The sequence below is a fragment of the Methylobacterium sp. 275MFSha3.1 genome (assembly GCF_900108435.1).
Classification (GTDB): Bacteria; Pseudomonadota; Alphaproteobacteria; order Rhizobiales; family Beijerinckiaceae; genus Methylobacterium.
The window spans coordinates 270,697-296,014 of the sequence record NZ_FNWP01000003.1; the positions used below are offsets into that span (position 1 = coordinate 270,697).

The window sequence follows — 25,318 nt, forward strand, 5'->3', positions numbered from 1 at the left end:
GCGGCCCGTCAATGCAGGATTCCGAGCCCGATCACGCCGACGACGATCAGGTAGATCGCGACGATGTAGTTGAGCAGCCGCGGCATCACCAGGATCAGGATTCCGGCGAGGATCGCGATCAGCGGCTGGAGGTTCGAGATGGTGATGGTCACGGACGCCTCCTGAGGGCCGAGCTTGGCCGCCGGTATCGACGCCTCTACCCCACGGAGGTTCCCTGTAGCTTGGGCGGGGCGGCCGGCGGTCCGGCCGCCCCGGGGCGGATCAGGGCTTCGGCGTCGGGGTCTCGGTCCCGGGGATCGGGTCCTTGGCCTCGCCGGTCGGCAGGCTCACGGCGATCGTCGGGTGCGACAGCTCCGGATAGGGCTCGATCACGTTGGCGCCGTTGAGCGGCTTGTTGGCGCCGTTGTGACAGGTGGCGCAGTTGATCTTCGGCACGTCGCCCAGGATCCCGAGCCGGTTCCGCGGGAATGTCGATTTCAGCGGCTCCATATAATCCTGGTTCAGGTCACGAACCATCCGGATGCCGTACCAGGCATGGACACGGTTGGGCGTGCTGGTGTCCCACTGCGCCACCGACCGGGTGTTGTGGCAGAAGGTGCAGTTGACCCCGAGAGACTGCGACATGCTGATCATGATCGCGAAGGTCTTCTCGGCGTCCTGGATCGGCTTGCCCTTGGTCTCTGGTAGCGCCGTCGTGGCGTTGACCCGGACCGCATCCTCAGACGTCTCCTTGTGCTGATAGAAGGCCTGATAGACGTCGTAGGGCAGCGAGGTGTTGCCGACCTCCGCGGAGGCGAGGTTCTGGCTGTTGTTGCGCGGGATGAAGCGCCCCGCTCCCTGGACCGGATGATCGAACCAGATATTGGCCGGCACCGGATTGCCGCGGTGGCAGGTGTAGCAGGTCACGCCCGCCTGATGGACGTGGTTCTCCTTCCAGGACGAGTTGATGTACTGGGTCATCTGGAGCATCCGCCGGGCGACGCGCTTCTGGTAGAGCTCGTCGGACGCCATGTTCTCGGTGCTGTGGCAGTAGGTGCAGCCCTGCTGCGGGGCCACCCACTCGGTGATCGACACCATCAGCCGGTTGAACTGCTCGGCCGAGAGATCGCCCAGAACCTGGACGTTCTGGTAGACGGCCGAGGCCTTGTCGCCGCCCGCATCGGCCGGATCGGCCGGGGTCGGGGCGACGTTCGCGGCGGCCAGCGCCTCGTTGCCGGCGCGGGTGCGGATCAGGTCCATGCCCGTCCCGCGGAAGCCGGTCTGCTTGTTCGCCATCGGCGGGTGGGTCCAGCCGGCGCCGCCGAACATCGCGATGGTGAGGAAGAGGGCCAGTGCGCCGCCGGCCACCGCCAGAATCGTCTTCATGACGGCCTCCTCACGGCTTCATGCCGGGTGCGAGATGGGCGGGATCCACGATCGGGCCGTAGACCTGCGGGTACGAGGGCGCGACGCCGTGCTTGACCGCCCAGAGGTACCAGTTGTCGACCACGGTCCCGGTGAGCAGGATGCCGATGCCACCGGTCAGCGTCGTCAGCACGGCGAACCACCACGCCCAGCGGTGGACAGATTCCATCGTGGCGTTGAAGCCCATGGTCCAGCGCCAGAACAGGGCGGCGCGCTCGGTGGCCGTGCCGCGGTCGACGATCTGGTCGATCTCGCGCTCCGCGCCGTAGCGCGAGCAGGCCAGGATCGTGCCCCCGTGCATCGCGAACAGCAGCGTCGACCCGTAGAGGAACGTGATCGAGAGCATGTGGAACGGGTTGTAGAACAGGTTCCCGTAGCGGAGCGAGAAGGCGGCGGTCCAGTCGAGGTGCGGGAAGATGCCGAACGGCACGGCTTCCGACCACGAACCCATCAGCACCGGCCGGATGAAGCCGAGGACGAGGTAGAGCCAGATCGCCGACGCGAAGGCCCACGGCACGTGCAGGCCGAGGCCGAGCGCCCGCGCCCGCTTGTAGAGATGGACCCACCACAGCAGGATCGAGGCCGTCAGGAAGAAGCCCGCGATGAGCCACCACCCGCCCTCGTTCAGGGGCGGAAGGACCTTCAGGCCGTACTTCGGGAGGGGGGGCTCGAGGGCGAGCCACGGCAATTGCCGCACGAACTGGACCGGATCCCAGTTCACCGAGGCCCACATATTGAGCCCGATGATCTCGAAGGCGATCACCCCGCAGGTGATCGACAGGGCCGCGATGTAGCCGATGTAGATCGGCCCGACCTGGCTGTTGCCGATCAGCCCGAACAGGTAGCTGTTGAACGGCTTGCCGACCCGCTCGTCGACCGCGACCGGAACGCCCTGATCCGGCACGAGCGGGCGCACCTGAACCTGCGTGAAGATGTTCTGGTAATAGGCCATGGCCTGCCCTCCCCCGGAGTGCCGCGCGCTGGGCGGCGGCGACCCGCGTTAGTCCCCTCGTTCCGATCGCGTCCGACCTGTCACCGCCAGACCGGCAGGTTGAGCCACCAGCCCCACCATTGCGGCCAGCCCTGCGTCCAGAACGGCCCGCTGATGACGATGCAGACCGCGCTCCAGAACCCTGCAGAGAGAGCCAGGAACAGGCCGAGGCGGTGGATGCCGAGCGTGCCGATCGAGTAGCCGATCGTGTCGCGGAAGAAGGTGTCCTCGTGCTCGGGCGTCTTGACGGTCTCGCCCTTCTTCGGGTTGGTCGCCGACAGGATCAGGCCGCCGTGCATCGCCAGGGCCAGCGTCGTCGTGAAGAAGAACGTCACGGCCAGCATGTGGGCCGGATTATAGTGGAAGTGGAGATACTGGTATCCGGTGTTGGACACCCAATCGAGATGGCTGAGGATGCCGTACGGGAAGCCGTAGCCCCAGGCGCCCATCAGCAGCGGCCGGATCACCACGAGGGTGAAGTAAGCGAAGATCGCCATCCCGAAGGCCGCGGGGACGTGGTAGCCGATCCCGAGCTTGCGGCAGATCTCGACCTCGCGCAGCGCCCAGGAGACGAACGAGCCGAGCGCGCACATGGTGATGATCTGCCAGAGCCCGCCATCCTTCAGCGGCGCGAGTCTCAGGCCGTAGCTGACATCGGGCGGCGCGATGTTGATCTGCCAGATGTTCCAGGTCGGTCCGATCGCGGCGCCGTAGATGACGAGCGCGGTGCCCAGCACCGTGAAGAACATGCCGACGACGCCGAAGAAACCGACGAAGAACGGCCCGACCCAGAAGTCGAACAGGTCGCCTCCGAGCAAGGTGCCGCCGCGAACCCTGTATTTGCGCTCGAAGCTCAGCATCGCCATGGCGGCTGCTCCTCAGTCAGGCCGGAGAAGAAGAAGGTTGGTGGACCGCGGCCCTCGCGCGCCGCGGTCCGGACCGGCACTCAGGCCGGCATCTGCGGCAGCGCGAGCGTGATGGTGTTCTGGGCCGCCTTGTTGTTTCTCGGGCCGTCCAGCCAGTTGAACCGGTCGGTCGAGAGCAGGATGAAGTGGATCAGCAGCGCCAGGATAAAGAGGAAGGTGAACAGAGCCACCAGCGTGCGCCGCGGATCGAAGAGCAACCAAACCTTGTGCATCCGATCCTCCTCAGCCGATCATCGTGACGAGGGCGTGGGCCGCATCGCGAACGCCCTCGAGAGAGGCGTAGCCCTGCGGTCCGGGGAGCCACGGACGCCACAGCCAGACGAGGATGTGGGCGACCACGGCGATCGCCGTGAAGATGAGGAAGCTCGTCAGGAAGATCGCGTGGAACTCCTTGGCTTCCGGTTCCGTCAGCCCGGACAGGCTGCTCGGTCTTTCTGTTGTGACGGGTCCACTCGCCATCGTTCAGACCTCCGTGTGTTGGCCGCGCCTCTGGCGAGGCGCGACGGGTTCAGCCGCGATGCCTTTCGGCTGTCACGGCCCGACTTCCCCCGCGTGACCGGACGGAAGCGTCTCGCTCAGGGGCGTTTCAGCCCATGAAGGCGAAGGGGATCGCCTGAACCGCCATGGCGCGGGCCTCGCCGAAGACCGAGCGGCGCGCCGGCGCGAGGCCCGGGCGGGCCGTCTCGCGGCTGGGCCGGAACCGGTTCAGCGCCGCGGCGGCGAGGAAGAACGGGTAGGTCGCCGCCAGGATCAGCCGGAACTGAAACGCTTCCTGGTGCTGGCGGCCGGTCGGGACCATCGTTCGCATCGTCAGGTCTCCTCTGGGTGAAACGGAAAGGCGGCTCATGCGGGCACTCCTCCCGCGAGGGCGGCCCGGGCCCGCGCCACGTGGGCGGGCGCTACGGCGGCGGCCTCGGTGTCCCGGGCAGCCCGCTCGGCGGCGTCGCGCAGGCGCTTGGCCGCGGAGATCCGGGCGAGCACCGGCTGGGCCTCGACGAGGGCGTCGAGTGCCTGCCGGGCGGCCTCGTCCCACGGCAGCTCGGCGTGCCGCCGCGTGGGAGTGGCCTCGACCTTGTCCATGTCGCGGGCGAGCGGCAGGATGTGGAAGAGGGTGTCGAACAGGGCGTTGCAGACCTCCTGGACCAGGTAGGTCGCCCCGGCGTAGCCCATGAACGGCGTGCCGGTGTGCCGTCGGATGATCGCGCCTGGGAACGAGGCCGGGACGTAGGTCGCCCGGGCGCCGCACTCGGCGAGGTACATCCGCTCGTTGAACGAGCCGAACAGCACCAGCGGCGGCTTGGCCGCGACGGCGGCGCGGACGGCCGCGTTGTCGGGCTTCAGACCCGCCGAGCGCCCGAAGGCGAAGTGGCAGGGCAGGCCCATCTCGTCTTCGAGGAAGTGGCGCACGCCGCGCGCGTAGGTCTCGGTCGCGACGATGCCGAAGCTCGCGGTCCCGAAGAAGTCCTGCGTCACCGAGCGCCAGAGGTCCCAGACCGGCTTGATCGTGGTGTGCCGCTCCCGCTCGATGAACGGCTCGGGATCGAGGCCCAGGATCGCGCCGAGCGAGCGCAGGAACTTGGTCGTGGACAGGATGCCGATCGGCGCCTGCAGGTACGGGCGCTCCAGATCCTCGCAGAGCAGCCGCCCGAACTCCCGGTAGAGGCAGATATTGGCGTCGGCGTTGACCAGCTTCGGCACGTCGGCGAGGTGCGCACCGAGCGGGAAGGTGAGGTTCACCTCGGCGCCGATCCCCTCGACCAACCGCCGGATCTCGGCGAGGTCGGAGGGCATGTTGAAGGTGCCGTAGGCCGGGCCGATCAGGTTCACCCGCGGCTTCTCGCCGGGCTTCTTCTCGGGCCGGGCCGGGATGCCTTTCTTGGCGAATTTCTTGGCGCCGTATTCCTGCCAGAGCCAGCGCATGGCGCGGTCGGCCGCTTGCCACTGGTCCTCGTCGATGGTGCGCGGCAGGAAGCGCTGGAGGCCGGTGCCCTCAGGGGTCACGCCACCGCCGATCATCTCGGCGATCGAGCCGGTGACCACCACGCTCGGCTGACCCGGATCGAGGGTCGCGTGGGCGCGCTTCATCGCGCCCTCGGTCCCGTGCCGGCCGAGTTCCTCTTCGGCCAAGCCCGTGACCACGATCGGCAGCTCGTGCGGCGGCAGCGCGTCGGTGTAGTGCAGAACCGAGGTGACCGGCAGGTTCTCGCAGCCCACGGGGCCGTCGATGACGACCTGCAGGCCCTTGATCGCCGTGAAGACGTAGACCGCGCCCCAGTAGCCGCCGGCCCTGTCGTGATCGAGGATGAGCATCAGGCCATCTCCCCGATCGGCTTCTTGGGGCCCTCGATCTTCGGTCCCTGGCGCTTCTGCGGCACCTCCTGCCAGACACCCGCGGCGTGGCCGGTGCCGACGCCCTCGAAGAAGTCGCGCATGGCGTCGAACCGCGCCCTGTTGCCGAGGGCGGCGTTGATCACCGTGGCGAGCGACCCGGCGCCGGCCGCGCCCATCAGCGGGCGCGCCGAGATCAGGTTGGTGAAGTAGAGCGCCGGCGTGCCGCGCTCCTTGGCGCGCTGCACCACCGGCGTCGTGCCGATGGCGAGATCGGGCTTCAGCGCTTCGAAGGCGAACAGATCATCCTCGAGGGAGGCCCGGTAGCGGACCTCCGTTCCGCGAGACTCGAGCCAGTCGCGATCCGCCTCCGACCAGGGCGTGCGCGGGCAGGCGGTGCCGACATAGGGGACCTCGGCGCCGCTCTCGACGAGGAGGCGCGCCACGAGCAGCTCCGATCCCTCGTAGCCCGAGAGCGTGATCCGCCCCTTGATCGGCATCGCGCCGAGCGCGCCGCGGATGCCGGGCAGGATCCGGTTCTTGGCCGCCTCGACGGTGGCGCGGGGCACGCCGCAGGCCTCGCCGATCCGGTCGAGCCAGTCGGCGGTCCCGTCGACGCCCACGGGAGCGGAGCCGACGATCGGGCGGCCCGCCGCCTCGAACTCGCGGATCGACGCCGTGTAGAACGGGTGGATCGCCGCCACCGCCGCGCAGTCGAGGGCGGCGTAGAGCTCGCGCCATTCCCGGGTCGGCACGACCGGGCCGGCCGCCAAACCCAGCGGCTCCAGGAGCGATCCGATCACCACCGGGTCGGCCGGGAAGACCTCGCCCAGCAGCGCGACGCTCGGGCGCTCGGAACGGCCGCCGCGGGGGGCGGCGACGGGCCCCTGCTCGGCCTCCGCGCGGGCGACCTTGAGCATGGCGCCGGCGAGCACGTCCTTCGCTTCCGCGTGGGTCGGGACGCCGAAGCCCGGCACGTCGATGCCGATCACCCGGACGCCGTCGATCGCCTTCGGCAGCAGGCGCAGCGGCACGCCGGAGGCCGTCGGGACGCAGAGGTTGATGACGACGACGGCGTCGTAATCCTCCGGCTTCGCAGTCGCGTGGACCGCCTCGCGGATGTCCTCGAACAGCTTGCCGGTGACGAGCGTCTCGGAGTTGAACGGCACGTAGCCGACGCTGCGCCGCGCCCCGTAGAAATGCGACGTGAAGGTCAGGCCGTACACGCAGCAGGCCGAGCCCGACAGGATCGTCGCCGTGCGGCGCATCCGCAGACCGACCCGCAGCGAGCCGAAGGCCGGGCACATGCTCTGCGGCTGGTCGTGCGGGCCCTGGGGATAATCCTCGCGCAGCTGCGCCAGGGTCTCCGATAGGCCGGCGGCTTCCGCGGCCGCCACCATCGCGTCCTTGCCGGCGTGGCAACCCAGGCCGTCGCTCTGCGCCGCGGCGAGGTCGACGGTGGCCGGCGCCTTGCGGGCCCGCAGATCGGCGATGTCGAGGGAGACGGCCATGCGCGTCAGACCTCGTCGTACACGACTTCGAGGGACGGCTTGGACACGTGGGCGACGCCGCACATGTCCTCGTGGGTCGCCGGAACCAGCACGACGTCGCGGCCGGTGGTCTCGCTGGAGAACAGGCCGAGCAGCCCGTCCTGCGAGAGCGGCGTCGGGCGGTGCGGCGCGGCCTCCGCGACATTGGCGGCGAGTTCCGCGAACAGGGTGCCCCAGCGCCCGTCCGGCTTGCCGATGATCTCGTAATTCGCGCTCTTGCGGCGGATGTCCTCGTCGGCCGGGATCGAGGCCAGGACCGGGATGCCGGCCGCCTCCGCGAAGGCCTGGGCCTCGCCGGTGCCGTCGTCCTTGTTGATCACGAGGCCGCCGACGCCGACATTGCCCCCGAGCTTGCGGAAATACTCCACCGCCGAGCAGACGTTGTTGGCGACGTAGAGCGACTGCAGGTCGTTCGAGCCGACGACGATGACCTTCTGGCACATGTCCCGGGCGATCGGCAGTCCGAAGCCGCCGCAGACCACGTCGCCGAGGAAGTCGAGGAGGACGAAGTCGAAGCCCCACTCGTGGAAGCCCAGCTTCTCCAGAAGCTCGAAGCCGTGGATGATGCCGCGGCCGCCGCAGCCGCGCCCGACTTCGGGACCGCCGAGCTCCATGGCGTAGACGCCGTCGCGCTTGAAGCAGACGTCGCCGATCGCGACCGACTCGCCCGCGAGCTTCTTCCTGGTCGACGTCTCGATGATGGTCGGGCAGGCCTTGCCGCCGAAGAGGAGCGAGGTCGTATCGCTCTTCGGGTCGCAGCCGATCAGCAGGACCTTCTTGCCCTGCTGGGCCATCATGTAGCTGAGATTGGCGAGGGTGAACGACTTGCCGATGCCGCCCTTGCCGTAGATCGCGATGATCTGCGTTTCTTTCTTCGCCGGTGCGGTGGACACGGCATCGGGCTCGATCGCGGCCTCGGCGCGGAGCTGAGTCGCCTGGGACAGGGCAGCCTTGTTGAGCTGAACGTTCACGCGGCGTCCCTCCAGTCGAGGATCATCTTCAGGCAGCCCGGATCCGCGAACGCGGTGCGGTAGGCGTCCTGGGCCTGTGCCGCCGGGGCACGGTGGGTAATCAGCCCCTCGAGGGAGAGCCGGCCGCTCTCGATCATCCGCGTCACCGCCACCGTGTCCTCGGGCCTGAACTCGGCCGAGATCCGGATCCGGGCCTCGCGCATGAAGGCGGGCGGGAAAGCGAAGCTGAGGGGCGCCTCGTAGAACCCGGCGAGGACGATCTCGCCCCCCGGTGCGAGCCGGGCGATCAGGTCGTCGAGGCCGGCGGCGTTGCCGCTGACATCCGTGATCGTCGCGTAGTCGCGCCGGGGATCCGCGTCGGGCGCGACGACGGTGTAGCCGTGCTCGCCGGCTGCGCGCACGGGGTCCGTCTCCCAGACGGTGGGCGCGGCGCCCGCAGCCAGGGTCAGCCGCGCGAGCAGCCGGCCGAGGACGCCGTGCCCGACGATGAGCGGCGCCGCCCCGGGGGCGAGGCGCCCGAGGGCGCGATGGGCGGTCGCCGCGAGGGCCAGGAGGCAGGCCTGCTCGCCGAGGGCCGCGTCCACCGGCACGAGGCGGGCGGCCGGTGCGACCAGATGGGACGCGGCGCCTCCGAACAGGCCGCGAACGGCGCCGAAGCAGCGGGCCCCCGGGACGTAGACGGTCTGGCCGACCCGGACCGAAGCGTCGGCATCCGCCTCCACGACCGTCCCGACGGATTCGTAGCCCGGCACCAGGGGGTAGCCCATGCCCGGGAAGGGCGGCATCCGCCCCGACCAGAGCAGGCGCTCGGTGCCGGTGCTGATCCCGCTCCAGGACACCGCCACGACCGCGTCCGCGTCAGTGGGCGGCGTCAGGGCCAGGCGCTGAACCGAGAGGTGCTCCGGGTTTTCCAGAATGACGGCCAGAGCGTCCATGGCTGGAAGTGTCCACCCTTTGCGTTGCGACTCTCTCTGGTGCGAAGCCGCTATGTGTCATCCTAGATAGACACAGGTCAGCGTCAAGTCACACTTACTTTGCGGGGCCTGTTTTTTGGGCTCTCAGCACCCGCGCGAGCAGGGGGCGACGTGTCGGATGCTCGGTCGTGGCGGTGAAACCTGCGGCCGCGAGCATCGCGCGCAGCTCCTCGGCCCGGCGCGGCCGGCCGGAGCCCATCGCCAGGAGGTAGAAGCCGAAATAGGCGTCGCCGACCGGCTCCGCGCCGGGCGTCCCGGCCATCGGCTCCGCGATGAGCAGCGTGCCGCCCGGCGGCAGCGCCGCGTAGGCCGCCCGCAGCAGTGCCTGGGCCGGCGCGTCGTCGTGATCGTGGACGATCCGCACCAGGGTGATCGTGTCGGCGCCCGCGGGCAGCCCGCCGTGGAAGTCGCCTCCGCGGCAGGCGATCCTGTCGCCGAGGCCGGATTGGTCGAGGCGCGCCCGGGCGCGGTCGGCGACGGCCGGCAGGTCGAACAGGGTCAGGCGGGGGCCGGCGTGCCGCGCCGCCACGGCCTGCAGGAAGGCGCCCTCGCCGCCGCCGACATCCATGAGGTGCCGGACGCGCGACAGGTCGCAGGCGTCCAGCACGTCCTCGGCGATCAGCGCCTGCGAGGCACCCATCAGGCCGCTGTAGGGCGCCACCGTGCGCGCGTCGCCCGTCGCCCCGGCCGCGTAGGGCCAGTAGCCCGCGAGGCGGGTCGGCTGGGCCTGTCCGCGCAGCAGGGCGACCGGATCCGCGAGATCCGCGTAGAGCAGCGCGTGATGCTCGATCATGGCGGCAATGCCGGGATTGCCGACGAGGGCCGCGCCCAGGTCGGCAAGCCCGAATCGGTCATTCGACAGGGCGCGCAGCAGACCGAGGGACTCGGCGGCGCGCAGCAGGCGTCGTGCCGCGTCGGGCGTGAGGTCGAGCCGCCGCGCCAGCGCGTCGACCGTCTGCGGGCCCTCCGCGAGGATCGCGAACAGGTCGAGGCGGATGCAGGCGGTCAGGATCTGCGCGTAGACGAAGCCGGCACAGAGGTCGAACAGCGCCCGCGTGTTGCGCTGCGCGATGCGGCGCGTCAGCGGAAAACCCGCTGCCCAGCGCTGGAACCGGGGGCTGGCGACGAGGCGGTTGCGCCACGCGAGCCACCTGTCCGCCCACGCGGGCGGAACGGGCGGCACCGTGCCGGTTCCGGGGAGCGATCCGGCGCTCAGACCGCCACCGCGCGCAGGCTCGCGGGCAGGAATAGCCGCGCCTGCGCCTCGATCTCGGCGGTGAGCGCGGCCACGCCCGGACAGGGCGGGATCGCCGCGATCGCCTCGCGGGTCAGCCGGGACAGGCGCTCCATCGCGCCGCCGGTACCCAGCAGGGCGGCGGCGTTGGGGCGGCCCAGCGTCGCGTCGCGCCCGGCGGGCTTGCCGATCTCCTCCTGCCGGCAGGCGACGTCGCGCAGGTCGTCGGCGACCTGATAGGCCTCGCCGAGGCACTCGCCGAGGCGGCGCCAGGGCTCCGGCTCCGCGCCCGCCGCCGCGGCGCCGGCCACGGTCGCGGCGGCGAACAGGGCGCCCGTCTTCGCCTGCTGATAGTCGCTGAGGCTGATATGCGCCTCCGATTCCCAGGCCTGCCCGGCCGCGATGCCAGACGGCGACCCCGCTGCGCGACCGAGGAGTCCGACGAGGCGCCCGAGGCGCGCCGGATGAGGCCCGACGGACCGCGCGAGGGTCTCGAAGGCGAGGACGATCAGGGCGTCGCCGGTCAGGACGGCGATCGGCTCGCCGAAGGCGACGTGGACGGATGGCTTCTGCCGCCGCATCGGCGCGTCGTCGAAGCACGGCAGGTCGTCGTGGACCAGCGAGGCGCAATGCAGGAGCTCGATAGCGGCGGCGGCCGCCACGGACCCCGCCGGGTCGTCGTCGCCGCAGGCGCGGGCTACCGAGAGGCAGAGGCGCGGCCGGATCCGATGGCCGCCGGGAAACACCGCGTAGCGGAGAGCCTCCGCCAGAAGGGGCGGGGCGCCGGGCGCCTCCGCGTGCGCAACGGCGCGATCCAGCGCCATCTCGATCCGCCGACCGGACTCCATATCGTTGCCTCCCGTGTTGTATGCGGTTGTCAGCAACAGGTGTCATTTCTTATTGACACTTTGCGGAGGGGAGATCAATCCCGTGGTGGGGGAGTTCGGAGCGGCCGTGGCGCAGGAGCGCGTCGTCGTGATCGGTGCCGGGATCGGTGGCCTCGCCGCCGCCCTGCGGCTCGCCCATGCCGGCTTCGAGACGACAATCCTCGAGCGCGCGCCGCAGCCCGGCGGGAAGATGCGCGCCGTCCCGGTCGGGGACCGCGCCGTCGAGGCCGGTCCGACCGTCTTCACGATGCGCTGGGTTCTCGAGGAGCTGTTCGCCGAGTGCGGGGCGGATCTCGGCGACCGGGTCGCCCTGTCACCGGCGAGGCTCCTCGCCCGTCATGCCTGGAGCCGGGACGAGCGTCTCGACCTCTTCGCCGATATCGACGCGTCGGCGGACGCGATCGCGGCCTTCGCGGGACCGCGCGAGGCGGACGGCTACCGGCGCTTCTGCGCCCGCTCCGCAGAGGTCTACCGCACCCTCGAAGGGCCCTTCATCCGCGAGGGCCGGACGGGTCCCGCCGGCCTCGCGCAGCGGGTCGGGCTCTCGGGCCTCGGCGATCTCTGGCGGATCCAGCCCTTCACGACGCTCTGGTCGGCGCTGGGGGCGTACTTTCGCGACCCGCGGCTGCTCCAGCTGTTCGGCCGCTACGCCACCTATTGCGGCGCCTCGCCCTTCACGGCACCGGCGACGCTGATGCTCGTCGCCCACGTGGAGCAGGCCGGCGTCTGGACCGTCGCGGGAGGGCTCAGCGGCCTCGCGCGGGCGGTGGCCGATCTGGCGGCGGAGCGCGGCGCGACCTTTCGGTACGGCGCGGAGGTCGCGCAAATCCTCGCGGACGGCGGCCGCGTCACCGGCGTGCGCCTGAGCGACGGCACGACTGTGGCCGCCGACTACGTCGTCTGCAACGCGGACTGCGCGGCCCTGGGGGCGGGGCTGCTCGGGCCCGATGCGGCCGCCGCCGGCGAGCGGCTCGCGCCCGGCGAGCGCTCGCTCTCCGCGGTCACGCTCTGCGCGGAGGCGGTGCCGGCGGGTTTCCCGCTGGCGCACCACACGGTGTTCTTCTCGCGCGACTACCGGGCCGAGTTCGACGCGCTCCTGCGCGCCCGCCGCCTGCCCGATGACCCGACCGTCTACGTCTGTGCCCAGGACCGGGACGCGGCGGGCGCCGCGCCGCGGGGGCCGGAACGCCTGCTCCTGCTCGTCAACGCTCCGGCGGATGGCCGGGAGCGCCCCCTTCAGCCGCCGGAGATCGAGAGATGCGAGAGGAACCTGATCCGCCGGCTGGAGGCCTGCGGGCTCACCCTGGACTTCACGTCGTCGGCGGTCACGACGACGCCGCGGGATTTCGACGCCCTCTTCCCCGGGACGGGCGGAGCCCTCTACGGTCGGGCGGCACAGGGATGGGCGACGACCTTCAAGCGCGCGGGCGCGCGGACGGCGGTGCCGGGCCTCTATCTCGCGGGGGGCTCGATCCATCCCGGCCCGGGCGTGCCGATGGCGGCGCAGTCGGGGCGGCTGGCAGCGGCAGCGATCCTGGACGACCGCGATTCGATGGCGCGGTCGCGCGGGGCGGCTACGCGTGGTGGTACGTCGATGCGGTGAGCGACGACGGCCGCCAGGGCCTCACGATCATCGCGTTCATCGGCAGCGTGTTCTCGCCCTACTACGCTTGGAGCGCCGAGAAGGACCCCTTCGCCCACTGCGCCATGAACGTGGTGCTCTACGGCGACCGCGGCCGCTTCGCCATGACCGAGCGCCGCGCCGCCAGCCTGTCGCGCAGCGCCGACCACATTGCCGTCGGACCCAGCGCCATGCACTGGGACGGCACGGCGCTGACGGTGCGGATCGACGAGCGCGGCGCGCCCCTGCCCCGGAGGATCCGCGGCACCGTGCGTCTCGAACCGCGCGGGTTCACGGGCGGCCCGTTCCATCTCGACCGGGCCGGGCGCCACCGCTGGTGGCCGATGTCGCCCTCCTCGCGGGTCGAGGTGGATTTCGACGCGCCGAACCTTCGCTGGAGCGGGAGCGGCTACTTCGACACCAACGACGGCGACGAACCGCTGGAGGCCGCCTTCTCGCGGTGGACATGGTGCCGGGCCGACCTGCCGGACGGCGCGGCGATCCTCTACGACGTCCATCACCGCGACGGCGGTGGCCAGAACCTGTCGCTCCGGTTCTCCGCGGACGGCAGCCGCCGCGAGATCCGGCCGCCGCCCGGCGCGGCGCTCCCGGCGACGCGCTTCTGGCGGATGCCGCGCGAGACCCGCAGCGACGGCGGCCGCTCGCGGGTGCTCGCGACCTACGAGGACACGCCGTTCTACGCCCGCTCGCTGCTCGCCTCGACCCTGGGCGGCGAGCCGGTCCGGGCCGTGCACGAGAGCCTGTCGCTCGACCGGTTCCGCAACCCGATGGTGCGACTCATGCTGCCCTTCCGGATCCCGCGGCCGCTGGCTCCGTGAGGGCCTCGGCGCCCCCCGTCCCGGATCGCCGTCGGCTCGGGGTGACGCTCCGCGGCATGACGCGCTCCGCGATGCAGGCGAAGGTCGCCATGCTCAGCACGAGGCCGAGGGGGAAGCCGGTCAGCGCGGCCGCCTCCCGGACGACCGCGAAGAGCGGCACCGCGCAGAGCAGGGCCCGCTCGCGCGGCCGCAGGCCGCCGGCGCGGTGCGCGGCGAGCGCCAGGAGGAGCACGGCCGGTACGAGGGGCGCCAGGTCGTAGACCGGGAGGTACGGTGACAGCAGCGGCGCGGAGACGAGGAGCGCGGCCGCGCGCAGCGTCGGGTCTGTGGGCCGGGACCAGGCGCGGCAGGCGAGGCCGAGCGCCAGTACGGCGACGAGACCCTGCGCCGTCCAGGCGGCGGCCATCGAGCCGCCGAGCAGGCGCACCGCGCCGAACGCGCTGGCGTTGAGGTTGAGGCTCGCCGCCGCGTTCTGCAGGATGATCCGGTTCGTGTCCCCGAGCGTGCCGAGGAAGCCGGTCCAGGGCGCCGTCCCGAACAGCGCCAGCGACGCGAGGCAGAGGGCCAGCACCGTCGACGCGCAGGCGGCCAGGCACGCGCGCCGTCCCGTCACCAGCAGGAGCAGGGGGGCGAGCGCCGCGAAGTGCGGCTTGTAGGCCAGCAGGCCGAAGCAGAGCCCGGCGAGCCACGGTCGGCGATCGACGAGCACCGCGCCGAGGGTCAGCAGCGACGCGGTGAACAGGCCGTTCTGGCCGTAGACGAGGTTGCAGAGCACGAGCGGGTGCGCGAGCGCGACGAGGGCCGCGTCCCGCCGGCCGGCCGCGACCCGCATCGCGAGCGCGAACAGGGCGAGGGAGAGCGCGGTCCAGAGCAGGTAGGCCGGCTGCAGATCCAGCAGTGCCATCGCGGCCGCCGGCAGGAGGAACACCGGGGGATAGTGCCACGCGAACCGGCACGCCTGCCCGCAGGCCGCCTTCAGGTTCGCCAGGTGCACCGGCAGGTCGTAGGGGTCCGCTCCCCGCCCCTCCAGCGCCGAGCGGCCCGCCACCCAGACCTGGACGAAGTCGTTGCCGAGGGGGTCGCCGTACCAGTTGCGCCGCGGGTCCGGGCCGGTCCCGTAGACGAGGAGGACCAGGGCGAGGCCGAGCGGGACCAGCACCCAGGCCGCCCGCCGGCCGAAGGCGAACAGCCGGTCATCGCTGCTCAGGAGATGCGCGAGATCCGACCGGAGCGCGGCGGCGCGTGCTGAGGGTGAGCCCGGCGCACGGGTGTGGAGGGGCGCAGGCATGACGGAGGATTTCCGCGTCCGGATTCCGCGGCAGCCTAGGCGCGCGCGGTTCCGGGCCCGTTAACAGGGGTGTTTGCGGCCCGGCCCGGCTTGTGCAAGAGGGCGGCGGCTGCGATCCTCGCGCCGTCAAACCGGGGCGATCACATCGATGCGACTGGACGAGGCGTCTCCGGCCCCGCGCGTCCTGATCTACAGCCACGATACCTTCGGGCTCGGCCATCTGCGCCGCTCGCGGGCGATCGCCAACGCGATCGTGGCGTGCAACCGCGGCGCCCGGGCGATGATCGTCTCGGGCTCGCCCGTGGTCGACCGCTTCGCCTTCGCCGCGGGCGTCCGGACGGTCAGGCTGCCGCCGGTGACCAAGTTCGCCGACGGCGGCTATGCCAGCCTCGACGGCGCGACCCCGCTGGCGCGCACCGTCGCGCAGCGTTCCGCGATCATCGCCCAGGCCTGCGACGCCTTCCGGCCCGACCTGATCATCGTCGACAAGGAACCGGCCGGCTTCCACGGCGAGTTGCTGCCGGTGCTGGAGAAGGCCGCGGCCCGCGACATCCGCCTCGTCCTGGGCCTGCGCGACGTCCTCGACGACGCCGACCGCCTCGTCCCCGAATGGGAGCGCAAGGGCGCGGCCGAGACGATGGCGCGCTTCTACGACGAGATCTGGGTGTACGGGCTGAGCCGGATCCACGAGCCCCTGGCGGCGCTGCCGATGGAGCCCGAGATGGCCGCCCGCATCGACGGGCGCCTGATCTACACCGGCTATCTCCGCCGCGACCTCCCGGAGCGCCGCGCCGGCCGCGAGGAGCCCCCGATCGCGAACGGCCCCTTCATCCTGGTGACGCCGGGCGGCGGCGGCGACGGGGCGGCCCTGATCGACTGGGTGATCGCCGCCTACGAGGCCGATCCCGCGATCCCCCTCCCCGCGCTCATCGCCTTCGGTCCCTTCCTCGACGCCGGCATCCGCGACGGGTTCATGGCGCGCATCCGCCGCCTCGGCGACCGGATCGCGGCCATCACCTTCGACAGCGAGATCGAGTTCCTGATGCGCAAGGCGGCCGGCGTCGTCGCCATGGGGGGCTACAACACGTTCTGCGAGATCCTGTCCTTCGACCGCCGGGCGATCCTCGTGCCCCGGACCGAGCCGCGGCGGGAACAGGCGATCCGGGCGCTGGCGGCCGAGCGGCTCGGCCTCGCGCGGGTGCTGATGGAGGCGGAAGGCCGGGCGCCCGGGCGCATGGCGGCGGCGCTCCGCGACCTGCCGGGACAGGACCCGCCGTCGCGGGTTCTGGTGCCGGGTCTCCTGGACGGCCTCGACGCGGTCGCGCGTCGCGTCCGGGCGCTGACCGCCCGCGGCGGCGCAGACGTCGCGGCCCGGCCGTACCTGCAGGCCTATTCGTGAGCACCAAGCGGGTCGCCGTGGTGCTGAAGGGCTATCCGCGGCTCTCCGAGACCTTCATCGCGCAGGAGTTGCTGGCGCTGGAACGGTGCGGCCTGGCTCTCGAGATCTGGTCCCTCCGGCGCCCGACCGATCGGGCCCGCCATCCGATGCACGCGCAGATCCGCGCGGAGGCCGCCTACCTGCCCGAGTACCTGCGCGACGCGCCGCTGCGGGTGCTCCGGGGCCTCGGCGCCGCGCTCCGGCGGCCGAACCTGCCCGCGCTCCTGGCGCTGTTCGCCCGCGATCTCCGGCGCGACCCGACGGCGTCGCGGCTGCGGCGCCTCGGGCAGGCCCTGGTCCTCGCCCGGGAATTGCCGGCCGAGGTCGCCCATATCCACGTGCACTTCCTGCACACGCCGGCCAGCGTCGCCCGCTACGCCGCGCTCCTGACCGGGCGCCGGTGGAGCTTCTCGGCGCACGCCAAGGACATCTGGACCACGCCCGACTGGGAACTGGCCGAGAAGCTGCGCGACGCCGAATGGGGCGTGACCTGCACCCGTGACGGCCTCGCCCGGCTCGACAGCCTCGCCCCGGGCCGGACGCTGCTCGCCTATCACGGGCTCGATCTCGCCCGGTTCCCCGACGCGCCGCCGCCGCGCGAGCCGCGCGACGGGACGGACCCGGACCGCCCCCTCCGGCTCCTCTGTGTCGGCCGGCTCGTCGCCAAGAAGGGGCACGACGACCTCATCGACGCCCTCGCCGCCCTGCCCGCGCACCTGCACTGGCGGCTCGACCTGATCGGCAGCGGCGAGCGGCGCGAAGCCCTGGAGGCCCGGGTCGCTGCCTGCGGCGTGGCGGAGCGGGTCCGCTTCCGCGGCGCCCTGGCGCAGCCCGCGGTGGTCGAGGCCATGCGCGCGGCGGACCTCTTCGTCCTGCCGACGAAGCCCGCCCCCGGCGGCGATCGCGACGGCCTGCCGAACGTGCTGATGGAGGCCGCGAGCCAGGCGCTGCCGATCCTGGCGACCGCCTTCGCCGGCACGCCAGAATTCATCACCGACGGTGTCCACGGCGTCCTGACCCCGCCCGGCGAGCCGGCGGCGCTGGCCGAGGCCCTGGTCCGTCTTGCGGGCGATCCGGGCCTCCGTCAGCGGCTCGGCGCGGCGGCCCTGGCCCGGCTCGTGCAGGACTTCTCCGAGGAAGCGGCGATCGCGCTGATCGCCGGCCGGCTGCGCGCGTCCGCGGGTCTGCCGCAGGGCGCGGCCGCCCGCGAATCGGAGTTGTCCGCGTGCGCGTCCTGATCGCGGTCACGCATCTGCTCGGTGCGGGGCACCTCACCCGCGCGGCCGCCATCGCCCGCGCCTTCGCGGCGGCCGGCCACGAGACGATGCTGGTCTCGGGCGGCGTCCCGGCACCGATGGTCCGACATGACGGGCTGCGCCGCGTGCAGCTGCCGCCGCTCCGGATCGCCGGCACGGACTTCTCGACGCTGCTGGACCCCGACGGAAGCCCGGCCGGGCCGGCGCTCCTCGAACGCCGCCGGGCCCTGATGGTCGACACCCTGGCGGCCTTCGAGCCGGACGCGGTGATCACCGAGCTGTTCCCGTTCGGCCGGCGCGCCCTGGCGGCCGAGTTCCTCGCCCTGGTGGACGCGGCCCGCGCCCGGCGACCGCGCCCGCTCGTCCTCGCCTCCGTGCGCGACGTCCTCGTGGCCTCGACCAAGCCGGAGCGGATCGCCCAGGCGCACGCGCGTGTGGCGGACCTCTACGACGCCGTGCTGGTGCACGGCGACCCGGCCCTGATCCCCCTCGAGGCCTCGTGGCCCCTCGACGCGGCCACCGCCGCGAAGGTGCGTTACACCGGCTACGTGGACGAGGGGACCGTGCCCGCGCCGGCCTCGCGCCGCTCCGGCGTGGTGGTCGCCGCCGGATCCGGACCGGCCGGGCTGGTCCTGCTGCGCGCGGCCGCAGGCGCCGCCCGGCTTCGGCCGGATCTCGGCTGGCGGATCCTGGCCGGCCACGGCGTCCCCGAGGCCGAGCTGTCCGAGATCGGTCACGGTCTCGCGCCCGGCATACTCGGTCGCGCCCAGCCGGACTATCGCGCGCTCCTGGCCGGCGCCGCCCTGTCGGTCAGCCAGTGCGGCTACAACACGGCCGTCGATCTCCTCGCCACCGGCACACCCGCTGTCCTCGTGCCCTTCGAGGCCGGCGGCGAGACCGAGCAGCGCCTGCGCGCCGAGCGCCTCGCCGCCCGGGGCCTCGCCCGGGTGCTGCCGGAATCGGAGCTGACGCCCGGGACCCTGGTGCAGGCCATCGCGGCGCGGGGCGTCCTCCCCGCGCCCGGCGATCACGGGATCGATCGGGACGGCGCAGCGCGCACGGTCGCGCTGGTCGAATCCCTCCGCGGGGGCGAGCGATCGCGCCCCGTCCGGGCTAAGCCGGCCGAGCCGGCCCTCGACGCTCTCCGCCGTGCTCTCGACGCCGTCGCGGCGCGGGGCCTGCGCGTGCCGCTGTTCTGGCGCGACGACGACGCGGTCGCGGGCGGTCCGGACCTCGACCGCCTCATCGGTCTCGCCGAGCACCACGGCGTCCCGCTGCTCCTCGCCGCGATCCCGGCCGGCATCGACGCCTCGCTGCCGCGGCGGCTCGAAGCGGCTGCCGGTGTATCCGTCGCCGTCCACGGCCTCGCCCACCACAACCACGCCCCGCCGGGCGAGAAGCGGGCCGAGTTCGGCGCGCACCGCCCGCTCGACACCCTGATCGCCGACGCCGCTGCCGGCCTCCGGATCGCCCGGCAGCGTCTGCCGGAAGGCTCGCTGCTGCCTGTCTTCGTACCGCCGTGGAACCGCGTCGCGCCGGAACTCGCCGCCGCCCTGCCGGATCTCGGCTATCGCGGCCTCTCGGCCGTGCCCGGCCCGCCGATCCCGGGTCTGCGCCGGCTCGATGCCACCCTCGATCCGATCGACTGGCGGGGCAGCCGGTCCCTGCGCGATCCGGAAGCCCTGCTGCGCGGCCTCGCCGCCGACATCGCGGGCGCGCCGGAGCGGCCGCTCGGCCTGCTGACGCACCACCGCGTCCACGACGAGGCCGTCTGGGACTTCGTCGGCGCGCTGGTGGCCAACCTCCTGCGGCACCCGGCGATACAGGTCGTGGATGTTCGGGCGCACTTCGGCGCGTCCGCGATGGACAAGGGGCCGGCGGCATCTAAGTCTCAGGTCTCACAGATCGCGAGGACGGGTTGAGCCCGCTATTGTCCATCCGCGACCTCGCGGTCGCGTTCCGCACGGAGAGCGGTCCGTTCGAGGCGCTGCACGGCCTGTCCCTCGACGTTCACCGCGGCCGCACCCTCGCCCTGGTCGGCGAGTCCGGTTCGGGCAAGTCGGTGACCGCCCAGGCGATTCTGCGGATCCTGCCGCCCTCCGCCGCCATCACCCGCGGTCAGATCCTGTTCCGGGACGGCGAGGTCGAGGCCGACATCGCGCGGCTCCCCTCCGAGGGCGAGGCGATGCGGGCGATCCGTGGCCAGCGCATCGCCATGATCTTCCAGGAGCCCATGACCTGCCTGTCACCGCTCCACACGGTGGGCGACCAGATCGGCGAGGCGCTGCGCATCCACACCGGGGCCGACCGCAAGGAGGCCGATGCCCGGACCGAGGGGGCGCTGGCCCGGGTCGGCTTCCCGGACCCGCACCGCGCCCTGCGGACCTACCCGTTTGAGCTGTCCGGCGGCCTGCGCCAGCGCGCCATGATCGCCATGGCGCTGATCCTGAAACCCGCCCTCCTCGTCGCCGACGAGCCGACCACCGCGCTCGACGTCACCACCCAGGCCCAGATCCTCGCCCTGCTGGCCCGGCTCCAGGAGGAGACCGGGATGGCGATCCTGCTGATCACCCACGACCTCGGCGTGGTCGCCAACATCGCCCACGACGTCGCCGTCCTCTACCGCGGACGCCTCGTCGAGGCGGGCCCGCGCGACACGGTGATGCGCGCGCCGGGCCACGCCTATCTCCGCGCGCTCCTCCACGCGGTGCCGCGCTTCGACATGGCGCCCGGCGAGCGGCTCACACCGATCCGCCCGGCCAAGGCCGAGATCCCGCCCGGCCAGGCGCCCGCGCCCCTGGCCGGGCCGATCCTGCAGGTGGAGGGGGTGAGCAAGAGCTTCACGCTGCGCGCCGGTCGGCTGTGGCAGAAGCCGCGGATCGTCCACGCCGTGTCCGACGTCTCCTTGAGTTTGGCGGCGGGCCAGACGCTGGGGCTCGTCGGCGAGTCCGGGTCGGGCAAGACCACGGTCTCGAAGATGATCATGCGGGCGCTCCGGCCGGATTCCGGGCGGATCCTGTTCGACGACGGCAGCGGCCCGCGGGACGTCCACGGCCTGAGCGGCGACGCCCTCTTCGCCTATCGCCGCACGGTCCAGTTCGTGTTCCAGGACCCCTACGCGTCCCTCGATCCGCGCATGACCGTCCGGCAGATCCTGTCGGAGCCGATGGAGATCCACGGCGTCCCGGCGGCGGAGCGGCGGGAGCGCTGCCGCGCCCTGATGGCCATGGTCGGCCTGGAGCCCAGCGGTCTCGGCCGGTACCCGCACGCCTTCTCGGGCGGGCAGCGGCAGCGCATCGGGATCGCCCGTGCGCTCGCCCCGAAGCCGCGGCTGCTGGTGCTCGACGAGCCGGTCTCGGCCCTCGACGTCTCGGTCCAGGCGCAGATCCTGAACCTGCTCAAGGATCTCCAGGCCGCCCTGGGCCTCTCCTACCTCATCGTTTCCCACAATCTGGCAGTGATCGACTACATGGCGGACACGATCAGCGTGATGTGCCGGGGCCGCATCGTGGAGGAGGCGCCCCGCGCGGCCCTGTTCCGCCGGCCCGTCCATCCCTACACGCGGGCGCTGCTCGCCGCCGTGCCCGACCCGAGCCTGGACCATCCCCTCGACTTCGCGGCCGTCGCCTCCGACCGCAACGACCCGACCCGCTGGGAGGAGCCGTTCCGCCTGGCCCCCGACGAGGCCGGGGCGATGCGTCCGGTCGAGACCGGACACCGGGTGCGCTTCAGCGCCGCCCACAGCGCGGAGGCCGCGTGATGCAGGCCCGGCCGCCCGTGATGCTGGAGCGCCTGCGCCGCAAGGTGCTGTCGCCGTTCTTCGACCGCCTGGGCTACGACCTCGTCCCGGCCGCCCCCGACTGGACCCACCGGCCGACCTCGCCGCGCGAAGTCGCCACCCTGCTCGAATCGGCCGCCGCCATCCTGGAACGCGATCTCGCCGCCGCCGGCCTCGTCCCCGACGGCGACGTGCTGGAGCAGGTCCGGGCATTCTGGGCGCTGATACCCACCGCCCCCGTCCGGCAGCGGCGCGGCGGCAGCGGCTTCAACGGCGCGCTGCAGCTCTACGTCGCCATGCGGGCGCTGAAGCCCGACTTCGTGATCGAATCGGGCGTCTTCCGCGGGCTCACGACCTGGGTGATCCGGCAGGCCCGCCCGCAGGCGCAGATCTTCTGCCACGATCCGGACCTGTCGGGCCTGCAGTACCGCGACCGGCAGGCCCGCTACAGCACGGCGGATTGGTCGACCGCCGACTGGTCCATGCTCGACCCGGCGCGAACGGTGGCGTTCTTCGACGACCACGTCGCCCAGGGCCGGCGGGTCGTGGAGGCGCGGGCGCGCGGTCTGACCCGGCTGCTGTTCGACGACGACGCGGCCGGGCACCGGATCCACGCCCATGGCGGCCCCGCGCACCCGACCATCGCGATGATCACCGGGCCCGAGCGCAGCCCGGAGCCGATCCGGTGGACGCGGAACGGCCGCCATTTCGAGCAGCCGGCCGACGACGCCCTGGTGCGGCAGGCCGCCGGGCTGATCGCACGGTCCCACGCCTTCGACGACCTGCACAGGGCGACCGGCTACTCGCCCGCCCGGCTCACCTCCGTGACGTTGCGGGGCAGCTCATGAAGGCCTGGGACATTCAGGACGGCACCGCGTCCGCTCTCCCGCTGCGGGGCGGGAACGACAGCACCGTGTCCCGCCGCGCCCTGCTCGCCGGGCTCGGCGCCAGCCTGATCTGGTCGCGCGCGCCGTCGCGGGCCTTCGCCGACACCCCGCCGGCCGACGCGCCCGGCCCGCCGACCACCCCCTACGTGGCCGACCTCGCCGCCCACGGACGCCGCCTCGGCAGCGCGGGCGGCACGATCCGCACTTTGATCGCGAAGGCGCGGGACGTCCGCTACCTGTCGGTCTACGGCTACACCCGCCTCGTCGGCTACGATGCCGACCTCAACCTGCGGCCCGACGTGCTGGAGCGCGTCGACGTTGAGGGCGGCCGCTTCACGTTCACGCTCCGCCAGGGCCACCGCTGGTCGGACGGACACCCGTTCACCGCGGAGGATTTCCGCTACTACTGGGAGGATGTCGCCAACGAGAAGGCCCTGAGCCCCGACGGGCCCGCGGCCTTCTTCCGGGTCGACGGCAAGCTCCCGGAGGTGGAATTCCTCGATCCGGTCACCGTCCGCTACAGCTGGGACCGGCCGAACCCGATGTTCCTGCCGGCCCTGGCGGCACCGCGCGACCCGCTGATCTACCGGCCGTCGCACTATCTCAAGCCGTACCACGCCCGCTACGTCGGCAAGGAAGCGGCCGACGCGAAGGCCAAGGCGCTGAAGCTCCGCAGCTGGGCGGCCCTGCACAATCGCCTCGACGACAATTACGAGCTCAACAACCCGGACTGCCCGACCCTGCAGGGCTGGGTCCCGCGGACCCGCTCGCCGGCCACCCGGTTCCGGTTCGAGCGCAACCGCAGCTACCACCGGGTCGACACGGCCGGCACGCAGCTCCCCTACGTCGATTCGATCGTGATGGACGTGGCCTCGCAGGGCCTCTTGGTCGCCAAGACCAATGCCGGCGAGGCCGACCTGATGTTCCGCGGGCTGATGATGCCCGACATCCCGAGCCTCAAGGAGGGTGAGGCGGCGCATCGCTACCGCACCAACCTGTGGCCCGTGGCCCGCGGCTCGGAGATCGCGCTCTACCCGAACCTGACCACGACGGATCCGGCGTGGCGGCAGCTCAACCGCGACGCGCGTTACCGGCACGCCTTGTCGCTCGCCATCGATCGGCGCACCCTCAACAACACGCTCCTGTTCGGCCTGGGCACAGAGGGCAACGACACGATCGTGCCGGAGAGCGCGCTGTTCGAGCCCGAGATGCGGACCCTCAACGCCGCCTACGACCCGGCCCGGGCCGCCAAGCTGCTGGACGAGATCGGGCTGACGGCCCGCGACGGTTCTGGCACGCGGCTGCTCCCGGGCGGTCGCGCCCTGGAGCTGGTGGTGGAGAGCGACGGCGAGGCCGAGATGGTCCTCGACGCGCTGCTGCTCATCACGGAGTTCTGGCGCGAGGTCGGGATCCGCCTGATCACCAAGCCGCAGGAGCGCACGAACCTGCACCGGCGCTCGATCGCGGGCGTGACCGTCATGGTCGCCGCCCAGGGCCTCGACCTCGCCGTCCCGACCGCGATCATGCCCCCGACCGAGCTGAGTCCGGCCCAGCCGGAGCATTATTCCTGGCCGCTGTGGAGCATGAACGTCGAGAGCCGCGGCAAGAGCGGCGAGCCCTGCGACGTACCGGAGGTCCAGCGCCTCATCGAGCTCGACCGGGAGTGGCGCCACACCGACGATGCCGGCCGGCAGGCCGCGATCTGGCGCGAGATGCTGATGAACCACGCGCACAACACCTGGGTGATCGGCACAGTGGCGGGCGCGCTCCAGCCGGTGGTCGGCGCCGATCGCCTGATCAACCTCCCGAAGCGCGCCCTCTATTCCTGGGAGCCCACCGCGATGATCGGCGTGCAGCGCCTCGACGAGCTGTTCTGGGACAAGGGCACCGAAACCGGCGCCGACAAGCGCGCGGAGGCCCGGTGATCGTCCAGATCCTCCGCCGCGTCGTCACGATGGCGGTGACGCTGCTGGTCATCTCGGCGCTCGTCTTCGTGATCATCAAGCTGCCGCCGGGCGACTACCTGACCAACCGGATCATGGAGCTGCGGGCCACCGGCGACGCGAGCTCCGTGGCGAAGGCGGAGCTGCTCATCAAGCAGTACGGGCTCGATCGGCCGGTCTGGCAGCAGTACCTGATGTGGATCGGCGTGCTGCCCGGATCGGTCGGGTTCTCCGGGCTGCTCCAGGGCGACTGGGGCTGGTCGTTCGAGTACGACAAGCCGGTGGCGGACGTCGTCGGCGACGCCCTGTGGCTGACCCTGCTGATCAACCTCACGGCGGTGGTGTTCGTCCACCTCGTGGCGATCCCGGCGGCGATCTACTCCGCGACGCACCGGAACACGCTCGGCGACGCCGTCGTCACCCTGCTGGGCTATGTCGGCCTCGCGGTGCCGGGCTTCCTGCTCGCCCTGATCCTGCTGTTCTACGCCAACCGGTGGTTCGGGCTGTCGATCGGCGGCCTCTACGATTCGGCCCTCACCAACCAGCCCTGGACCTGGGAGAAGGTCCGCTCGCTCATGGCGCACCTGATCGTGCCGACGCTGGTGATCGGCCTCGGCGGCACCGCGGCCATGATCCGGCGCATGCGCGCCAACCTGCTCGACGAGCTGGCCAAGCCCTACACGGTGACCGCCCGCGCCAAAGGCCTGCCGCCCCTGCAGGCGCTGCTGAAATACCCGTTCCGGATGTCGCTCAACCCGTTCGTCGCGGATATCGGCAACCTGCTCCCGCACCTCGTCTCGGGGTCGGTGCTGGTCTCCCTGGTGCTCAGCCTGCCGACCGTCGGGCCGCTGCTCCTCGAGGCCCTGCGCAGCCAGGACCAGTTCATGGCCGGGTTCATCCTGATGTTCGTCGCGGCCCTCACCCTCGTCGGCATGCTGATCTCGGACCTGATCCTGGTCTGGCTCGATCCGCGCATCCGCATGGGCCTGCGATGACTCGCCCC

The 25,318-nt window shown here is 72.1% G+C and carries 23 protein-coding genes; 9 read left to right on the forward strand and 14 right to left on the reverse strand.

What is annotated here, in order from left to right:
• Positions 1-8 precede the first annotated feature (8 nt).
• The 13 genes from BLW78_RS04220 to BLW78_RS04280 form a co-directional block, all read right to left on the reverse strand.
• Positions 9-152, reverse strand: a complete 144-nt coding sequence (locus BLW78_RS04220) for a DUF3096 domain-containing protein (RefSeq protein ID WP_012319762.1) — start codon at positions 150-152, stop codon at positions 9-11.
• 109 nt (positions 153-261) lie between these two features.
• Complete coding sequence (gene pufC / locus BLW78_RS04225; RefSeq protein WP_056528659.1) at positions 262-1,365, reverse strand: photosynthetic reaction center cytochrome PufC; 1,104 nt, start codon at positions 1,363-1,365, stop codon at positions 262-264.
• A 10-nt stretch (positions 1,366-1,375) separates the two neighbouring features.
• A complete protein-coding gene (gene pufM, locus BLW78_RS04230; protein ID WP_020091995.1) occupies positions 1,376-2,356 on the reverse strand; it encodes a photosynthetic reaction center subunit M in 981 nt (326 codons plus the stop codon).
• 80 nt (positions 2,357-2,436) lie between these two features.
• On the reverse strand, positions 2,437-3,261 hold the full coding sequence (pufL, locus tag BLW78_RS04235; RefSeq protein WP_020091994.1) for a photosynthetic reaction center subunit L: 825 nt from the start codon (positions 3,259-3,261) through the stop codon (positions 2,437-2,439).
• 80 nt (positions 3,262-3,341) lie between these two features.
• Positions 3,342-3,533: a light-harvesting antenna LH1, alpha subunit gene (gene pufA / locus BLW78_RS04240; protein ID WP_020091993.1), complete on the reverse strand. Its 192-nt coding sequence runs from the start codon at positions 3,531-3,533 to the stop codon at positions 3,342-3,344.
• Positions 3,534-3,543: 10 nt separating this feature from the next.
• Positions 3,544-3,780 carry a light-harvesting antenna LH1, beta subunit gene (gene pufB, locus BLW78_RS04245; RefSeq protein ID WP_012319767.1) on the reverse strand — a complete coding sequence of 79 codons (237 nt, stop codon included), beginning with the start codon at positions 3,778-3,780 and terminating at the stop codon, positions 3,544-3,546.
• 127 nt (positions 3,781-3,907) lie between these two features.
• A complete protein-coding gene (locus tag BLW78_RS04250; RefSeq protein ID WP_026604760.1) occupies positions 3,908-4,129 on the reverse strand; it encodes a hypothetical protein in 222 nt (73 codons plus the stop codon).
• A 35-nt stretch (positions 4,130-4,164) separates the two neighbouring features.
• Positions 4,165-5,631, reverse strand: coding sequence for a chlorophyllide a reductase subunit Z (bchZ, locus tag BLW78_RS04255; protein WP_091676920.1), 1,467 nt, complete (start codon positions 5,629-5,631; stop codon positions 4,165-4,167).
• Positions 5,631-7,160 carry a chlorophyllide a reductase subunit Y gene (bchY, locus tag BLW78_RS04260; protein WP_091676923.1) on the reverse strand — a complete coding sequence of 510 codons (1,530 nt, stop codon included), beginning with the start codon at positions 7,158-7,160 and terminating at the stop codon, positions 5,631-5,633. The genes bchZ and bchY overlap by 1 nt, the downstream gene beginning before the upstream one ends.
• A gap of 5 nt (positions 7,161-7,165) precedes the next feature.
• Entirely contained in the window at positions 7,166-8,170 is a 1,005-nt protein-coding gene (locus tag BLW78_RS04265) for a chlorophyllide a reductase iron protein subunit X (protein WP_042669531.1), read from the reverse strand.
• Positions 8,167-9,105, reverse strand: a complete 939-nt coding sequence (gene bchC, locus BLW78_RS04270; RefSeq protein WP_091676925.1) for a chlorophyll synthesis pathway protein BchC — start codon at positions 9,103-9,105, stop codon at positions 8,167-8,169. The genes BLW78_RS04265 and bchC overlap by 4 nt, the downstream gene beginning before the upstream one ends.
• 94 nt (positions 9,106-9,199) lie before the next feature.
• A complete protein-coding gene (locus BLW78_RS04275) occupies positions 9,200-10,327 on the reverse strand; it encodes a methyltransferase (RefSeq protein ID WP_091676929.1) in 1,128 nt (375 codons plus the stop codon).
• Positions 10,328-10,356: 29 nt separating this feature from the next.
• Positions 10,357-11,226, reverse strand: coding sequence for a polyprenyl synthetase family protein (locus BLW78_RS04280; protein ID WP_091676932.1), 870 nt, complete (start codon positions 11,224-11,226; stop codon positions 10,357-10,359).
• Between the two features lie 106 nt (positions 11,227-11,332).
• On the opposite strand from BLW78_RS04280, the gene crtD reads away from it, so the two are divergent.
• Both crtD and BLW78_RS04290 read left to right on the forward strand, forming a co-directional pair.
• The gene (crtD, locus tag BLW78_RS04285) at positions 11,333-12,868 is read left to right on the forward strand and encodes a 1-hydroxycarotenoid 3,4-desaturase CrtD (protein WP_091677208.1); all 1,536 of its coding nucleotides are present in this window, start codon (positions 11,333-11,335) and stop codon (positions 12,866-12,868) included.
• On the forward strand, positions 12,865-13,725 hold the full coding sequence (locus BLW78_RS04290; RefSeq protein ID WP_091676935.1) for a carotenoid 1,2-hydratase: 861 nt from the start codon (positions 12,865-12,867) through the stop codon (positions 13,723-13,725). Before crtD ends, BLW78_RS04290 begins: the two co-directional genes overlap by 4 nt.
• Here BLW78_RS04290 and BLW78_RS04295 read toward each other — a convergent pair.
• Complete coding sequence (locus tag BLW78_RS04295) at positions 13,685-15,013, reverse strand: glycosyltransferase family 87 protein (protein WP_091676937.1); 1,329 nt, start codon at positions 15,011-15,013, stop codon at positions 13,685-13,687. The two genes, BLW78_RS04290 and BLW78_RS04295, sit on opposite strands and share 41 nt — an antisense overlap.
• A gap of 148 nt (positions 15,014-15,161) precedes the next feature.
• Between BLW78_RS04295 and BLW78_RS04300 the strand changes: the two genes are divergently transcribed.
• The 7 genes from BLW78_RS04300 to BLW78_RS04330 are packed head-to-tail and all read left to right on the forward strand — an operon-like array spanning position 15,162 to position 25,310.
• Positions 15,162-16,412 carry a glycosyltransferase family protein gene (locus BLW78_RS04300; protein WP_042669527.1) on the forward strand — a complete coding sequence of 417 codons (1,251 nt, stop codon included), beginning with the start codon at positions 15,162-15,164 and terminating at the stop codon, positions 16,410-16,412.
• Positions 16,409-17,689, forward strand: a complete 1,281-nt coding sequence (locus tag BLW78_RS04305) for a glycosyltransferase family 4 protein (RefSeq protein WP_091676940.1) — start codon at positions 16,409-16,411, stop codon at positions 17,687-17,689. The genes BLW78_RS04300 and BLW78_RS04305 overlap by 4 nt, the downstream gene beginning before the upstream one ends.
• The gene (locus BLW78_RS04310) at positions 17,677-19,629 is read left to right on the forward strand and encodes a glycosyltransferase (protein WP_091676943.1); all 1,953 of its coding nucleotides are present in this window, start codon (positions 17,677-17,679) and stop codon (positions 19,627-19,629) included. The genes BLW78_RS04305 and BLW78_RS04310 overlap by 13 nt, the downstream gene beginning before the upstream one ends.
• Positions 19,626-21,467, forward strand: a complete 1,842-nt coding sequence (locus tag BLW78_RS04315; RefSeq protein WP_026604759.1) for an ABC transporter ATP-binding protein — start codon at positions 19,626-19,628, stop codon at positions 21,465-21,467. The genes BLW78_RS04310 and BLW78_RS04315 overlap by 4 nt, the downstream gene beginning before the upstream one ends.
• On the forward strand, positions 21,467-22,333 hold the full coding sequence (locus tag BLW78_RS04320) for a hypothetical protein (RefSeq protein ID WP_091676945.1): 867 nt from the start codon (positions 21,467-21,469) through the stop codon (positions 22,331-22,333). Before BLW78_RS04315 ends, BLW78_RS04320 begins: the two co-directional genes overlap by 1 nt.
• Positions 22,330-24,297: an ABC transporter substrate-binding protein gene (locus tag BLW78_RS04325; protein WP_091676948.1), complete on the forward strand. Its 1,968-nt coding sequence runs from the start codon at positions 22,330-22,332 to the stop codon at positions 24,295-24,297. The genes BLW78_RS04320 and BLW78_RS04325 overlap by 4 nt, the downstream gene beginning before the upstream one ends.
• Positions 24,294-25,310 (forward strand): ABC transporter permease, encoded by a 1,017-nt coding sequence (locus BLW78_RS04330; protein WP_020091976.1) that lies wholly within the window; start codon positions 24,294-24,296, stop codon positions 25,308-25,310. Before BLW78_RS04325 ends, BLW78_RS04330 begins: the two co-directional genes overlap by 4 nt.
• Positions 25,311-25,318: the final 8 nt, after the last annotated feature.

Coding starts and splice junctions, on each gene's coding strand:
- pufC (WP_056528659.1), bottom strand. CDS start 1,365: ATGAAGACGATTCTGGCGGTGGCCGGCGGCGCACTGGCCCTCTTCCTC.
- pufM (WP_020091995.1), bottom strand. CDS start 2,356: ATGGCCTATTACCAGAACATCTTCACGCAGGTTCAGGTGCGCCCGCTC.
- pufL (WP_020091994.1), bottom strand. CDS start 3,261: ATGGCGATGCTGAGCTTCGAGCGCAAATACAGGGTTCGCGGCGGCACC.
- pufA (WP_020091993.1), bottom strand. CDS start 3,533: ATGCACAAGGTTTGGTTGCTCTTCGATCCGCGGCGCACGCTGGTGGCT.
- pufB (WP_012319767.1), bottom strand. CDS start 3,780: ATGGCGAGTGGACCCGTCACAACAGAAAGACCGAGCAGCCTGTCCGGG.
- BLW78_RS04250 (WP_026604760.1), bottom strand. CDS start 4,129: ATGCGAACGATGGTCCCGACCGGCCGCCAGCACCAGGAAGCGTTTCAG.
- bchZ (WP_091676920.1), bottom strand. CDS start 5,631: ATGCTCATCCTCGATCACGACAGGGCCGGCGGCTACTGGGGCGCGGTC.
- bchY (WP_091676923.1), bottom strand. CDS start 7,160: ATGGCCGTCTCCCTCGACATCGCCGATCTGCGGGCCCGCAAGGCGCCG.
- bchC (WP_091676925.1), bottom strand. CDS start 9,105: ATGGACGCTCTGGCCGTCATTCTGGAAAACCCGGAGCACCTCTCGGTT.
- BLW78_RS04280 (WP_091676932.1), bottom strand. CDS start 11,226: ATGGAGTCCGGTCGGCGGATCGAGATGGCGCTGGATCGCGCCGTTGCG.
- BLW78_RS04295 (WP_091676937.1), bottom strand. CDS start 15,013: ATGCCTGCGCCCCTCCACACCCGTGCGCCGGGCTCACCCTCAGCACGC.
- BLW78_RS04300 (WP_042669527.1), top strand. CDS start 15,162: ATGCGACTGGACGAGGCGTCTCCGGCCCCGCGCGTCCTGATCTACAGC.
- BLW78_RS04320 (WP_091676945.1), top strand. CDS start 21,467: ATGCAGGCCCGGCCGCCCGTGATGCTGGAGCGCCTGCGCCGCAAGGTG.
- BLW78_RS04325 (WP_091676948.1), top strand. CDS start 22,330: ATGAAGGCCTGGGACATTCAGGACGGCACCGCGTCCGCTCTCCCGCTG.